The organism is Alcaligenes sp. DN25, from assembly GCF_023674485.1.
Lineage (GTDB): Bacteria > Pseudomonadota > Gammaproteobacteria > Burkholderiales > Burkholderiaceae_B > Alcaligenes > Alcaligenes phenolicus.
Window position 1 is genome coordinate 3061702 of sequence record NZ_CP098408.1, and the last position, 13953, is coordinate 3075654.

12 protein-coding genes are annotated in these 13953 nt (G+C 57.5%); 7 read left to right on the plus strand and 5 right to left on the minus strand.

What is annotated here, in order from left to right:
* Positions 1 to 3: 3 nt before the first annotated feature.
* On the minus strand, positions 4 to 1656 hold the full coding sequence (locus tag NBV64_RS14225) for a cbb3-type cytochrome c oxidase subunit I (RefSeq protein ID WP_009459359.1): 1653 nt from the start codon (positions 1654 to 1656) through the stop codon (positions 4 to 6).
* Positions 1657 to 1889: 233 nt separating this feature from the next.
* Between NBV64_RS14225 and NBV64_RS14230 the strand changes: the two genes are divergently transcribed.
* Together NBV64_RS14230 and NBV64_RS14235 are read left to right on the plus strand one after the other, a co-directional pair.
* Positions 1890 to 3317: an aminotransferase-like domain-containing protein gene (locus tag NBV64_RS14230; RefSeq protein ID WP_250755997.1), complete on the plus strand. Its 1428-nt coding sequence runs from the start codon at positions 1890 to 1892 to the stop codon at positions 3315 to 3317.
* A 116-nt stretch (positions 3318 to 3433) separates the two neighbouring features.
* Positions 3434 to 3859 (plus strand): lipocalin-like domain-containing protein, encoded by a 426-nt coding sequence (locus NBV64_RS14235; protein ID WP_250755998.1) that lies wholly within the window; start codon positions 3434 to 3436, stop codon positions 3857 to 3859.
* Positions 3860 to 3902: 43 nt separating this feature from the next.
* On the opposite strand, the gene NBV64_RS14240 is transcribed toward NBV64_RS14235, so the two are convergent.
* The gene (locus NBV64_RS14240) at positions 3903 to 4826 is read right to left on the minus strand and encodes a LysR family transcriptional regulator (RefSeq protein WP_021446942.1); all 924 of its coding nucleotides are present in this window, start codon (positions 4824 to 4826) and stop codon (positions 3903 to 3905) included.
* Positions 4827 to 4926: 100 nt separating this feature from the next.
* Here NBV64_RS14240 and aptA point away from each other — a divergent pair, with 100 nt between their 5' ends.
* Positions 4927 to 6273, plus strand: a complete 1347-nt coding sequence (gene aptA, locus NBV64_RS14245; RefSeq protein ID WP_009459363.1) for an omega-aminotransferase AptA — start codon at positions 4927 to 4929, stop codon at positions 6271 to 6273.
* Between the two features lie 163 nt (positions 6274 to 6436).
* Positions 6437 to 7273 (plus strand): glutamate racemase, encoded by an 837-nt coding sequence (murI, locus tag NBV64_RS14250; protein WP_009459365.1) that lies wholly within the window; start codon positions 6437 to 6439, stop codon positions 7271 to 7273.
* Between the two features lie 528 nt (positions 7274 to 7801).
* Here murI and NBV64_RS14255 read toward each other — a convergent pair.
* Positions 7802 to 7999: a hypothetical protein gene (locus tag NBV64_RS14255; RefSeq protein ID WP_250755999.1), complete on the minus strand. Its 198-nt coding sequence runs from the start codon at positions 7997 to 7999 to the stop codon at positions 7802 to 7804.
* Between the two features lie 215 nt (positions 8000 to 8214).
* Between NBV64_RS14255 and NBV64_RS14260 the strand changes: the two genes are divergently transcribed.
* Genes NBV64_RS14260 through NBV64_RS14270 form a run of 3 tightly spaced genes read left to right on the plus strand, consistent with a single transcriptional unit; the run spans position 8215 to position 12711 of the window.
* Complete coding sequence (locus NBV64_RS14260; protein WP_022983355.1) at positions 8215 to 10293, plus strand: LamG-like jellyroll fold domain-containing protein; 2079 nt, start codon at positions 8215 to 8217, stop codon at positions 10291 to 10293.
* 21 nt (positions 10294 to 10314) lie between these two features.
* Positions 10315 to 10512: a hypothetical protein gene (locus tag NBV64_RS14265; protein ID WP_250756000.1), complete on the plus strand. Its 198-nt coding sequence runs from the start codon at positions 10315 to 10317 to the stop codon at positions 10510 to 10512.
* Between the two features lie 21 nt (positions 10513 to 10533).
* Positions 10534 to 12711, plus strand: coding sequence for a phosphocholine-specific phospholipase C (locus NBV64_RS14270; protein ID WP_250756001.1), 2178 nt, complete (start codon positions 10534 to 10536; stop codon positions 12709 to 12711).
* Positions 12712 to 12871: 160 nt separating this feature from the next.
* On the opposite strand, the gene NBV64_RS14275 is transcribed toward NBV64_RS14270, so the two are convergent.
* Positions 12872 to 13348, minus strand: coding sequence for a hypothetical protein (locus tag NBV64_RS14275; RefSeq protein ID WP_250756002.1), 477 nt, complete (start codon positions 13346 to 13348; stop codon positions 12872 to 12874).
* Between the two features lie 24 nt (positions 13349 to 13372).
* Positions 13373 to 13921, minus strand: a complete 549-nt coding sequence (locus NBV64_RS14280; RefSeq protein WP_250756003.1) for a hypothetical protein — start codon at positions 13919 to 13921, stop codon at positions 13373 to 13375.
* Positions 13922 to 13953 lie beyond the last annotated feature (32 nt).

A 13953-nucleotide genomic window follows, 5' to 3' on the forward strand; every position in this document is an offset into this window, starting at 1 on the left:
ACCTTAAACCTCCAGCTCAGCGGTACGGCGCACTGCAGCCGAGCGGGACTCGGTCAAGGCAAACGCACCCGACTTCACAATCATCAGCAGTACGTGCAGGGCGAAGACCAGATGGCCCAGCGTCATCATGGCGCCGCCAATAGAACGGCCTTGCAACCAGGGCATGGTGACTGCCACCGACTCCATAAAACCACGGGCAGGATCCAGCAAGGCCAAACCTTGCAGCACGCCACCAATGCTGAGCGTGATCATGTACACGGCAAAGCCAGCCACCACCAGCCAGAAGTGCCAGGAGATCAAGGCAGGACGGGGCCAGGCCGTGTTCAGAATGCGAGGCAAGGCAAAGTACACTCCGCCGAAAATCACCATGGTCACAAAGCCGTACATACCCAGATGAGCATGAGCCACCGTGAAGTGCGTGAAGTGTGTAATGGAGTTCAGCGAACGCAAGGCCTCAGCAGAACCTTGCAAGGACGCGACGGTGTACATCATGGCGCCAAAGACAATAAAACGCAGAACGGGCGAGTGACGCAGCGCACTGAAATGCCCCTTCAACGTCAAATGCTGGTTAGCCGAGAAGGCCAGCACCGGAATCACCATCATCACGCTTTGCACGATGGACAAGGTAATCAGCCATTCAGGAATAGGACCACCAATCAAATGGTGCGCACCCACCTGCCCGTAGAAAAAGGCCAGCGTCCAGAAACCCAGCAGCGACAAGTTGTAGGAGCGCACAGGGCGTCCAATGACTTTGGGCAGGAAGTAGTAAATAGCGGCAATCGACATGGGGGTATAGAACAAGCCCAGCACGTTATGCCCGAACCACCAATTCATGGTGGCTTGCTCCACCCCGAAATGCACGCCAGGAACCTTGGCGACCAGATACAGAATGGGGAACCAGAACAGCGCCGCGCCGATGTACCACACCGACACGTACAAGTGCTTGACCTTGCGTTGCGAGAGCATCAAGGCCAGCGGCATGCCGATCATCATGCCGCCAAAGGCGAACAGCACACCGATTTGCCAGGGGATTTCCAACCACTCCAGGCCCGCGTTCAAGCCGATGGCCAAAGCACCAATCCCCGCTACCAGCGCAGCATTCCAGACCAGACCGCCCACAATCACCAAACGGCCACCCAGCAAAGGGGTTTGCAGCAAGCGCGGCAACATCCAGATCGTTAGCCCCAACAAGCCCATGGGTGCCCAGCCATATGCCACGCCGTTCAGGTGAATCGTGCGCAGACGGCCAAAGCTCAACCAGGAAACGTCACCCAGGAACTCGGGCCAGTGCAGTTTCAAGGAACTGATCAGACCCGCAAACGAGGCCACCACCAGCCAGACTACCGCACAGACAATCAGTAAAAACGCAGGCATGGAACTGGAACGGTCGGCCTGTTCACGCGCCGCCATTTCAAGCGCGCTGGTTTGCTGACCATGGTTCTCTGCAATATGGTCGGCCGCCGCCAGGCTTAGCGCCTGCCGTTGGGCAGCATCGGCCGAGGGCTCTTCGGGCTGGCCGATTTCGCCCTTGTGAAAAATAGTGCGCGCACCACTGACGTCAGCATCGAACAGGCCCTTGCGCAAGGACCAGATAAAGGCAAAAAGCCCGGCAATCGACAGGATGAATGCGGCAAGCAAAAGCGCCGTCGGGTTCATGGTATTCCTCTGATTAGATAGGCCCGCAGCCCACACGGGCACGGACGAAAACACCCGGCAAGGCTACCTGTCGGCACAGAGCATTCCAAGAATCAGTTAAAGCTTAAAAAACCCTATCAGTTGTCCTGAAAGCCCCGCAAATTGCCGTTTGCTTGTGCTTGAAGACATACCCATCAGATAATAAAAAAACTACATTTATTGAAATTACCGTATCAGATGGAGCACAGAAGGACATGAAACTGTACGAGACGCTGGCCAAGGAACTGGCCCAGGCCATTCTTGACGGCACAGTTGCCGCAGGCGAGCGCATGCCCTCTGTGCGTCAATTGATGGATAAGCACAAGATCAGTGCCTCGACGATTTTCCAGGCGTATTACCGACTGGAAGCACAAGGCTTGATCAAGGCGCGTCCTCGTTCGGGCTACTACGTCTGCTCCAGCCTGGCGCCTCATACCTTGGAGGCGGACACGGCCTCCCAGCCACCGCTGCAAGCGACCAGCGTTAACAATAGCGACCTGATCATGGCGATCCTGCAATCCAGTTCAGAGCGCTCCGTAGCGCCTTTAGGCTCCGCTTTCCCCAGCCCTGTGCTCTTTCCTCTGGAACGCTTGGGCCGCTTCTTGTCTGCCAGTCTGAAACAGCAAGATCCCTGGGCCAGCGTGGACGATCTGACCCAAGGCCACGCTCCCCTGCGTCGCCAGATTGCCTTGCGCTATCTGGCTCAAGGCATGGCCATCAATGCCAACGATATTGTGATTACCAACGGAGCTCTGGAAGCGCTGAACCTATGTCTTGCAGCGGTAACTCAACCGGGTGACATCGTGCTGGTGGAATCGCCCACCTTTTATGCCGCGCTGCAATCGCTGGAACGCATGAAGCTGCAAGCCCTGGAAGTGCCCACCCACCCGCGTGAAGGCATTGATCTGGAAGCGCTGGAACACGCGATCAAGCATCACGCCCCCAAAGCCTGCTGGCTGATGACCAACTTCCAGAACCCGCTGGGCAGCCTGATGCCCGATGCCAAAAAAGCCCAATTGGTCGAGCTGCTGGCCCGCTATGAAATCCCCTTGATCGAGGACGATGTTTACGGCGAACTGTACTTCGACACGGAGCGCCCCCGTCCCGCCAAAGCCTTTGACCGTCAGGGACTGGTGATGCACTGCTCCTCTTTTTCCAAAACCCTGGCACCCGGCTATCGCATCGGCTGGGCTGTGCCGGGACGCTATATACGTAAAGTCGCCCAGGCCAAACTGACTACTACCCTGACGTCCCCCGTGCCCACTCAACTGGCCCTGGCCAGCTACCTGGAAAAAGGTGCGTACGAGCAACACCTGCGCCGTTTACGCACTCAACTAAAAAGCCAGTATGCGCAGTTCTCCAAAGCCTTGGGACGCTACTTCCCCGCACGGACTCGGGCCACCCGCCCCGAGGGCGGCTACTTCCTGTGGGTAGAGCTGGAAAAAAGTGTGCAGACCCTGGAACTGCATCGCCAGGCCCTGTCACAAGGCATCAGTCTGGCACCAGGCTCCATCTTTTCAACTACCCAGAATTACAGCCATTGCCTACGTCTTAACTTTGGCCATCCGTGGACAGAACACAGCGATCACGCACTGGAAATACTGGGTAATTTATGCCGACCATTGCCACTTAAAAAGTCATGAAGCGTAGGGCCTGACGATAGAAAACAAGAATAGGCAAGTCATTGAATAACAAACGAAAAGACAGCATGATGGCTTAGTTACATAACGCAACAACACTGTCTATTCAGGAGTTTTTGATGGCCCATACCTTACGTAGCAAGCTGATCGGTGTCTGGCAATTGGTGTCCTTTGATTTTGTCCCGGAAGATGGCTCGCCCAATTACCCGGGGTTTGGGCCAAATCCCATTGGGCAATTGACGTACACAGAAACAGGCTATGTGACAGCGCAACTAGGTAGCAAAGACAGAACGGAGCGAGACAGCAGCCAAACGCTACTAGACAAATACTTGGCCTACGCAGGAACATTTGCGGTCGATGAAACCTCTCAGTGTGTTACCCACTTTGTAGATATGTCCCTATCTCCCAATTGGCTCGGTATTCCCCAACCGCGGTTGGCACGTCTTACCCAGGATGAGCTCGAACTGACGACAGGCACGCCCATCACCGTCGCAGGCAAGCTGGGCACAGGCACCCTTCTGTGGCATCGTGCCAAGCCTGTCTGACCGCTTGGGGACACCACCCCACGGCCAGCTTATGCTGGCCGTTTCAGTTTTGAGTCTCACTATCTAACAGGCCCAGAAAATAATCCACAATCGCGTGTGCGCGTCTGTCCTTACGCATGGCCAAGGACAAGGGAATCGTGAACTGACGCTGCTGCGGGTCCACCGCAATCATCTGGCCCTTCTCTACCCAGCGAGCCGCCACGTGCTCGGGCAAGAAACCGATGTATTCCCCCGTCAAAATCAAAAAGGCGATCCCTTCCCGGTCACTGGCCGTGGCAACACAATTCAGATCCTGGTGTTGACCGATCGCCTCCAGGCTCATGCGATAAGCAGGCGCAATGGCTGCAGCCCGGCGCAAGACTTCCTGAGACACTGTCCCTTCTTGCGCCGCGGCAAACAAAGGATGTTCCCAGGAGCAATACAGAAAATAAGGTTCGGCATAAAGCGTGCGATACTCCAGCCCGCTCAAGGCATTGGTTTCAGGCAGCACACCCATATGCAAGCGACCGTCCAGTAAACCACGCTCAATCTCACCCGGCGTACTCATGCTGATATGGACGCGCACCGCCTCACTGTTTTGCCGCAAGGCACGCAAGGCCGAGGTGATGTGCATATGAGGCTGCGAGATCAGGCTATTCATCAAGCCTATATTCAAGTCCCCCCGCAAACTGGAATGCAGCTGGTTCACCTCACTGCGGAAATTCTCCACCGCAGCCATCAAGGTTTCACTGGCCCGCAGTACCTGTCGCCCTTCTTCCGTCAAGGCAAAACCCGCCCGGCCACGCTGACACAGCCGGATTCCACCCAAACGTTTTTCCAGATCGCTCATATGCAAGCTGATGGCCGAACGTGTAATGCCCAGCACGCCTTCCGCAGCCGAAAAGCTGCCCACTTGCGCTACCGTTCTGAACACACGCAGCAGACGCAAATCAAAATCGGAAACCTGCAAGAGTCCTTTGAGTTGCATATAGGTGAGTAAAACAATAAGTGAAGTTGAATAAAAACGTATTTTACTCAACAACTTAGCTGCCTACACTGGGGGTATTCACCGCCTTGAGGAGACCACCATGAACTCACCCTACTTTGCGCCACAGCAGATTGCCAGTGAACTCAATCTTCAATCCCACTGGATGCCCTTTACCGCGAACCGACACTTCCAGCAGGACCCGCGCCTTGTCGTCAAAGCCGAAGGCAACTGGCTGTACGATCAGGATGGCCGCCAGATTTTTGACAGCCTGTCCGGGCTTTGGACTTGTGGTGCCGGACATGCTCGCCATGAAATCCAGGCCGCCGTGCATCGTCAACTCGGGCAACTGGACTACTCTCCCGCCTTTCAGTTTGGACACCCCGCTGCTTTTCAGCTGGCCGACAAGCTGACCCAGCACACCCCTGACGGTCTGGATCATGTTTTCTTCACGAACTCCGGTTCTGAATGTACCGACACGGTCGTCAAGATGGTGCGGGCGTACTGGCGTATTAAAGGCCAGGCGACCAAAACCCGTCTGATTGGCCGTGCTCGTGGCTACCACGGCGTGAACGTGGCCGGCACCAGCCTGGGAGGCATAGGCGGTAACCGCAAGATGTTCGGGCAACTGATGGATGCCGACCACCTGCCCCACGTACTGCAAGCAGACTGCGCCTTCACGCGCGGCCAGCCCGAAACAGGGGGCCTTGCCCTGGCCGACGAACTGCTGAAACTGATCGAATTGCACGACGCCAGTACCATCGCCGCCGTTTTTGTCGAACCCGTCTCCGGATCGGCAGGCGTACTGGTGCCACCTACCGGCTACCTGCAACGCCTGCGCCAGATTTGCGATCAGCACAACATTTTGCTGGTCTTTGATGAGGTCATCACCGGCCTGGGCCGCCTGGGAACCTATACCGGGGCCGAATACTTTGGCGTCACCCCCGACATCATGACCATGGCCAAGCAGTTGACCAACGGTGCCATCCCCATGGGCGCGGTCGTTGCCAGCAAGGAAATCTACCAAACCTTCATGGGCCAGGACTTGCCACTGCACGCCGTGGAATTCAGCCACGGTCATACCTACTCTGCCCACCCCGTCGCCTGCGCCGCTGGACTGGCTGCCCTGGAGTTGCTGGAACAGGATAATCTGCTGCAACGCTCCGCTGAACTGGCTCCGCATTTTGAACAAGCCCTGCACCAGTTGCGCGACAGCCCGAATGTCATCGACATCCGCAACTGCGGCCTGGCAGGTGCCATCCAGCTCGCCCCACGGAATGGCGACCCCGCCATCCGCCCCTTTGAAGCGGGACTGCAACTTTGGAAACAGGGCTTTTACGTACGCTTTGGTGGCGACACCCTGCAATTTGGCCCCACCTTTACCTCTACCCCCGAGCAACTCAACTCGCTCTTCGATGCGGTGGGAGGCGTCCTGAAGAACCTGGCTTGAACGCAGCAACAGGGCGGTCATGGAAAGACCGCCCCACACACCAACCAAGACCTGGAACAGGGCCTAAAGGAGACAGCCGCTGTAAACCAGGCTGAAGCCACTGCTCCAAACACGACAAAAGCGCCATAATAGAATTTTTGCCCCACAAGCATCGTTCAGCGCCATGAGTCCATCCCGCCCCGCCGTTTTTGCACAAGCCCCTATTGGCGTGTTTGATTCGGGCGTGGGCGGATTGTCCATCTGGCGTGCCCTGCGCCAATCCCTGCCCAACGAGCATTTGCTCTACCTGGCCGATTCCCGATACGCTCCCTACGGAGACCGATCCCCCAAATGGATTGTGGAGCGTACCCTGCAAATGACTCAATTGCTGGTAGACCAAGGCTGCAAGGCACTGGTCATCGCCTGCAACACCGCCACACTGGTAGCCGCCCCCGCCCTGCGCTCCAGGCTTTCCATCCCCATCATCGCCATCGAACCCGCCATAAAACCGGCTGCCGCCCTGAGCCGTAGCCGTAGCGTCGCCCTGATGGCCACCAGCCGCACCCTGGACAGCGGCGGCCTGCAAAACCTGATTGACCGCTATGCCAGCGACGTGGAAGTCATACGCATTCCCTGTCCAGGGCTGGCCGACCGGGTCGAGGCCCTGCAACTGTCAGGCCCGGAAATCGAAGCAGAACTCAAAGAACGATTGGCCCCCGCCCTGCAAAGCCAGGCCGATACCCTGGTCCTGGGCTGCACACACTACCCCTTTTTACGTCCCACAATCGAAGCCATCAGCGGCTCGCGCTTCCATATTCTGGAACCGTCCTTTGCCGTCGCCGCCCAAGTGCACCGTCGCCTGGAGCAGGCCAACTGCCTGAACACACAAGCCCAAGCAGGCAACAGCGCCTTCATCAGCAGCGCCCCCGTGGACCAAGCCCAAAAAGTCATCCAAGCCCTGACAGGACTGAGCGAACCCACCATGCTGGCATTCCCCATACATTCGCCAAGCGCGCTGTAGAAATTGTTCATCCTCAATCTCTCGATGTTTCCAGCAAGAACCGCTTGAGTTGGCTGCTCTAGCTAGCTGACCACTATCTTTAGCGGCCCAACGGCCCCCCCCTCCGTTCACCATCTCCACTCGCCTCGACTCTGGGTTCGAACTGACGGGGTGACATGACGCCCTCCCCCCGGACGGTTTTAAAGTCAGCCCGAACAACGATCCTGCCCCATCACAACTCAAACCAGCACTCCACCCAAACAACGATTCCCGACCTCACTCTCGAAGCCATTGAGAGCTGCTCGGGGTGCCGGCACAGGGGCGCGGGGCGAGTCAGACCACTTGCCGCAGGCGGAGTGACGATCGGGGATGCGAGCAGCCTGCTGCTTGAGCCCGACGCTTGTGGTTTGTCCGGGGGACAAACCACCGGGCGAGTTCAGGCTGCGCCCCGATTGTCACTCTGCCAAGGGCACCGACGCGCAGCGTCGGCAAGTGGTCCGCCCCGCGCCCCTGTGCCGGCACCCCGAGCAGCGCCCTACGAAGAATGCCTCAGGCCCCCCACTCTGCAGCAACCAACGCCCCCAAGCCTGCTCCACCTTCAAGCTCAGCAAACAACAACAACAACAACAACAACAACAACAACAACAACAACAACAACTTTGAGCCTAAAGCATAAAAAACGCCTAAAACCCCGCCAAACCACGCCACCGTAACAAACCATCCATCAAGCCGCCATATGCCTGCCAAGCCGCAGCCAGCCAGCCCTTGAGCCCCACTGCTCCCACCCCCGTCCATCCCTTCACATAAAACACAATCCAATCATCGGCGGATTTGCTGATCCGTTCACAGGGCAGTCATACGCCCTTCCTACACTGCCCGCAGTCCTGATCCGATGCCAACTGAGCAGCCCACCCCCACGCCCAGTCTGGCCTCTCTTTTCACTTTTCTACACGAGTGGCTGTATGACCTTCTCTCCCCGTCTTCCCAAGTCCCCGGCATTGCAGCGCATGCAGCAAGCCGGGCTTACTCTGTCCATGGCCTTGCTGCTAAGTGCTTGTAGTGGTGGCTCCGGCGGCAATGATGGCTCCACCAGTCCTGGCGTGGACCCGGAACCCCCTACCGTTGAACCCGGCGACAAACCCCAGGCCCTGGGTGGCAAAAAAGCACTGATCGTCACCATCGACGGCTTGAGCTACGAAGCCTTGTTGCAAGCCCGTCAGGCCGGCCAGCACCCCGCCCTGAAATCACTGACCATCGCCCCCGCACAAACCGGCGGCTATGTCGGCACCAGCAGCGAACAACGCACCCTGCCCGTCCCTGGCTGGGCCTCCCTGATCACCGGCGTTTGGGCAGACCAGCACGGCCTGCGTGGCGTAGGCACTGCCGCCCCCACACTGAGCGCCCCCACCCTGCTAGCCCTGGCTGACAAGCAGCCCCAGGCCGCCATGGCCCTGAGCGCCGCCGACTACCGCAAGCTGCTAGGTGAAGACCTGCAGGCCGGACGCATCCTCGAAGCAGCCAACTGTACCGACTCCGACAGCTGTGTCAGCGAGCAAACCGAAAAATACCTGCAGCAAGGCAAATCCCTGATCCTGGCCCAAATCCAGGCTCCCGCCCGTGCTGCCTCCGAGGGTGGCATGGGTGGCCAGGCCTACCAGCAAGCCGTGCAAGCCTCGCTGGCCTCAGTGGACAAACTGTTTGCCCTGATCGAAAAACGCAAGCAGGCAGACGCTTCGGAAGACTGGTTGGTCATTCTGACCACCAGCTATGGTCTGGACGAATTTGGCGGCACCACTGGCTCGCAATTCAACCGCAACAAGACCAGCTTCATCGCCACCAACAAGACACTGGCCTCCTTGCCAGCCGTTGACAGCGCCGTGACCAGCACGACGGACATGAACACCCTGGCGGCCGTTATCGACATTGCCCCCACTGTGCTGTCCCACCTGGGCATCCAAAGCGAACAGTACCGCTTCCGTGGCTCCCCACTGCAAGCTGAAACTCGTGTGCGCAACGTGTCCTTCAGCAAACCCGCCGACAAGAACATGGTGGACCTGAAATGGGTACTGGATGGTGACGCCTCGCAGGAAATCCAGGTCATGCGCGACGGCAAGCTGATCGCTACCCTGCCTGCCGGCACAACCCAGTACTCCGACCCATTGCCAGTATCGGAAAATGCTCAGACTTACTCGCTGATCTATTCGATAAGTTCAGGCAAGGCCGCATCCACCATCAAGGCTGAAGTCGGGTACCAACCCCCTCCCAAGCTGGCCGACACGCTGAAAAATGGGTTGCGCAGCTACTACACCTTCAGCTCACAACCTTTTACCGATGCTAAGGGCGGGAGCAGCCTGCAAACATCCAGCCCTAGCGTCCCGAGCGGTGAACTTATTGCTGCTGACTTCCTGGATCCCTCCCAGCCTAAAGGGGGCTTGCGCCTGGTCGGTAGCAAAGCCGATGCCAATGGAAACCGGGGTTATCGCCTGTCCTTGAGCCGCGAGTTGCTGGGCACAGGTGGTGTGCAAAAACTGACCATCGGTTTCTGGTTCCGAACCCCCGACAACTGTCACGGCTATGGCGCTCCCATCATGGCCAACAAGAACTACGACTCCGGTAACACTCCCGGCTTTGCACTGGGCCTGTTCAACGCCAATGGTTGTGACGTCCGCTTTAACACCGGTTATGGGGGCGGTCGCAATGAAAGTCAGGGTTACAACGTCACACCCGACCAATGGGCCTACATAGCCGTCGTGATTGACAAGTCCAAAGGCATCATGCGTGGGCACGTATTCGATACCAAAAAAGGGGCGCAGTTCGGGTCTGTAGCCTTGGAGGCCCGCACAATCGCCGCATTGGGCGGAACCGGCACCAGCGAACTGGGGCTGAACGAAGACGTTACCGGCCAGTACTACAAACGCTGGGGTCGCAGCGACATCAATATGGACTTTGGCGAACTGGCCATCTGGGATCGTGACCTGAGCACGGACGAGCTGACCAGTATTTACGAATCGCGCAAACCCTTGTCCAGCCTCCAACCCTGATAGCACAACCAAGGAATTCTCATGAATCTAACGAGCACCTCATTTACTGTTGAGCGCATAAAACGCGCATCCGTACTGCTGATGTTCTGCGGCCTGCTGGCTGCTTGCGGCGGCGGTAACGACACAGGCAACTCGAACAGCTCCGGCTCTACCGAAGAACCTGCTGAGCCGGGCAAACCTAACCCAGAACCTGCGCCGCAACTCAAATGCGCCCCTTGATTGATTAAGAGATTAAGCACAATGACTTCACGCCGCACATTCCTACGCAACATGACGGGAGCCAGCCTGGCAGCCGGTTCTCTGGCCGCCTTTCCTCCCAGTATCCGCAAAGCGCTGGCCATCCCCGCCAACAACAAGACGGGCACCATCAAGGATGTAGAACACATTGTGGTTCTGATGCAAGAGAACCGCTCCTTTGACCACTACTTCGGCACCCTGAAAGGCGTGCGTGGATTTGGAGACCGTTTCACAATCCCAATGCCCAATGGGCGCAACGTCTGGCAGCAAAATGTCAGCTCGACCGAAACCGTGATGCCCTATCATCTGGACGCCACCAAAGGCAATGCCCAGCGCGTTAACGGCACACCGCACTCCTGGTCGGACGGCCAGGCTGCCTGGGACCACGGCCGCATGGACTTCTGGCCCAAGCACAAGAATCGTCACTCCATGGGCTACTACCGCGAAGCCGAATTGCCCTTCCAATTCGCGATGGCGAACGCCTTCACCATCTGCGATGCCTACCACTGCTCCATGCACACCGGCACGAACTCCAACCGCATGTTCCTATGGACCGGCACAAACGGTCCGACCGGCACAGGCGAGTGTACCGTCAACAATGCGTGGGACAGCCTGTGGCCCTCGATCTTTGGCGGCTACACCTGGAAAACTTATCCCGAACGCCTGGAAGAAGCCGGTATCAGTTGGAAGGTGTACCAGAACCTGCCTGACAACTTCACCGATAACCCCTTGGCTGGCTTTATCCAGTACCGACTTGCCGCTGAAAAATCGGGCAAACCCACCAATGACCCGTACGAACCATCTGACGACGTCGGTAATCCTCTATTCAAAGGCATTGCCAACACCATGCCCGACGGCGGATTTCTGGAACAAATCCGCAAGGATGTCGAGTCCGGCACCTTGCCACAAATTTCCTGGGTGGTGGCCCCAGCCAACTACTCTGAGCATCCTGGCCCTTCAAGCCCCGTGCAAGGCGCTTGGTACACCCAAGAACTGCTTGATGCGCTGACGGCCAATCCCGAGGTCTGGAGCAAGACCGTATTGCTGGTCAACTTTGACGAGAACGATGGCTTCTTTGACCACATTCCCTCCCCTTCAGCCCCATCGATTGATCCTGTCACTGGCAAACCTGCTGGCAAGACCTCGCTGAGCGAAGAAGAAATCGCGTTTGAATACTACAACTACCCCAGTCCCAAAGGTCTGGCCGGCCAGCCTCCACGCGATGGCAAAGTATTCGGCCCCGGCGTGCGCGTGCCCATGTACGTAATCTCCCCCTGGAGCCGTGGCGGTTGGGTGAACTCGCAAGTGTTTGATCACACATCCGTCATCCGCTTCATGGAAGAGCGCTTCGGTGTGATGGAGCCCAATATCAGCCCCTACCGCCGTGCCGTGTGCGGTGACCTGACTTCGGCCTTCAACTTTGCCAGCCCGAACGACGAGCCACTGCCTACCTTGAACGGCCGTCGCAACCGTCAAGAGGCTGATGCCATTCGCAACGCTCAGGAACGTCTGGCTCAAGTACCTCAGCCCGTGGACAACCAGCGTATTCCCGTACAGCAAACCGGTGTGCGTCCATCGCGTGCCCTGCCCTACGAACTGCACGTCAGCGCCCGTTGTGACAGCGAAAAAGGCGTACAACTGCTGTTCTCCAACACAGGTAAAGCCGCCGCTGTTTTCCACGTCTACGACAAGCTGAACCTGGACCGTATCCCGCGCCGCTACATGGTCGCTCCCGACCAGATTCTGGACGATGTCTGGGACGTGCAGGCGAACAATCTGGGGCACTACGACCTGTGGGTATTGGGCCCGAATGGTTTCCACCGCCACTTCCGTGGTGATGTCAGCGTATTGAGCCAGCCCGACACCGCCCGTCCAGAAATCCGCGTTTGTTACGAAGTGACCAAAGGTGATGTTTATCTGGAAATGATGAACGGCGGCCAGTCGGCCTGCACCTTCACCATCCAGTCCATGGCGTACCGTGAGGACGGCCCATGGGAAGTCACCGTGGAACCAGGCAAGCAAGCCAAGCAATCCTGGGTTCTGAAATCCAGCGGTCACTGGTACGACTTTGTGGTGCGCAGCAACAGCGACCCAAGCTACTACCGTCGTTTCGCTGGCCGCGTGGAGTTTGGCGAGCACGGTGTCAGCGATCCGGCTCTGGGCATTCCGGCTTACCTGTAAGACTTAAACGCTGTGCATCTATAGTTCTCTATCGTCTGACTATGTGTGCGTGCGCACCACGCACACGTTTTGCCCCGATGCCTTTGCTTGGCATCGGGGCTTTTTTTGTTGATAGTCAGTGATGTCAAACGGGACCTGAAAGCCCGCGGATCCAGCAAACTTAGCGGGTTAAGCGCGACCGAAGACCCAGGCCTAGGTAGTGCCTTCTACGTTGCCGCTTTCTTTTCGTCGCCACTCTTTCCTCTTTGACCTGGACCGATATCCGGGCGCTGCCCAACTCCACAACCGCGCGCAAAACAGCAGAGTAAGCAGTACGGGCAGGCAAGCAAACGTCAGCCCCTGCATACATAGCACGCTCACTGGACAGGGGGGACTCATCGGCCAGAAACAAGATGCCGACATTATCCAACTGCCGCATCGCGGAAATAACGGCGTACACATCAAACGCGCTCTCGCCCTCCCCGTCAATAATCAGAATGCGCTGGCGCTTTCCGAAAGTGGCAAGGTCTGTAGGACTGGTTGCTACCGTCGTGCACACCCCGGAGCCGGCCAAATAATCATGCAGGGCCAGCATATCGCCCACACGCGATGATGCAGGCTGTGCAATCAGGAGAAAAACCACATCAAAATCATACATAGGGCGCGATACGCAGTCCTGTTATCACCGACCACCCTGCATCAATTTAATAATGGCCTGTGTATGCTGGGCGTTCTGGGTTCCGATCAGCAAACGCCCATCGGAAATCGTTTCACTGATACGGGCCACGCTTACCAACTGCCCTTGCACACTTAACAACAGATAGTGGCCTCGTGCCTGAGCCGTGACACTGCGCAGTTTGCTAATGCCGTTCTGGTTCATCTCCAGTAGCAAAAACGTACCTTGATCCTGAGTGGTTACAGGGGTGACGCGGTGCAGATCGGATTGCGTCAAAACAGGCTGGGGCAGCGCATACAGCGAGGTTCCCCCCACATCCACAGCCACCAAGGGCGTTTCTGCTTTCTCTTGCGCCAAATGCAGGGTAATGACAGTTGGAGCTTGAGTACGAGAGGCCGTCGGCGCTGCCGTGCTGGCATTGTTCGAACCACCCGCGCTTTGCATGACAGGCGGTGCTGGATCTACAGGTTCGGAAATATGACGAGGCATGGTTTGCTGACAAGCAGCCAGACCACCCGCCAGAATCAACACCGCTAATTTGTGCAGAATATTCATTGTTTTCTCGATCAAGGCACACACCCGGCCAA

Bases quoted from the DNA above. Each gene is read 5' to 3' on its own strand.
- NBV64_RS14275 (WP_250756002.1), bottom strand. From the start codon at position 13,348: ATGTATGATTTTGATGTGGTTTTTCTCCTGATTGCACAGCCTGCATCA.
- NBV64_RS14225 (WP_009459359.1), bottom strand. From the start codon at position 1,656: ATGAACCCGACGGCGCTTTTGCTTGCCGCATTCATCCTGTCGATTGCC.
- NBV64_RS14240 (WP_021446942.1), bottom strand. From the start codon at position 4,826: ATGCAACTCAAAGGACTCTTGCAGGTTTCCGATTTTGATTTGCGTCTG.
- NBV64_RS14280 (WP_250756003.1), bottom strand. From the start codon at position 13,921: ATGAATATTCTGCACAAATTAGCGGTGTTGATTCTGGCGGGTGGTCTG.
- NBV64_RS14270 (WP_250756001.1), top strand. From the start codon at position 10,534: ATGACTTCACGCCGCACATTCCTACGCAACATGACGGGAGCCAGCCTG.
- NBV64_RS14235 (WP_250755998.1), top strand. From the start codon at position 3,434: ATGGCCCATACCTTACGTAGCAAGCTGATCGGTGTCTGGCAATTGGTG.
- NBV64_RS14230 (WP_250755997.1), top strand. From the start codon at position 1,890: ATGAAACTGTACGAGACGCTGGCCAAGGAACTGGCCCAGGCCATTCTT.
- murI (WP_009459365.1), top strand. From the start codon at position 6,437: ATGAGTCCATCCCGCCCCGCCGTTTTTGCACAAGCCCCTATTGGCGTG.
- aptA (WP_009459363.1), top strand. From the start codon at position 4,927: ATGAACTCACCCTACTTTGCGCCACAGCAGATTGCCAGTGAACTCAAT.
- NBV64_RS14260 (WP_022983355.1), top strand. From the start codon at position 8,215: ATGACCTTCTCTCCCCGTCTTCCCAAGTCCCCGGCATTGCAGCGCATG.
- NBV64_RS14265 (WP_250756000.1), top strand. From the start codon at position 10,315: ATGAATCTAACGAGCACCTCATTTACTGTTGAGCGCATAAAACGCGCA.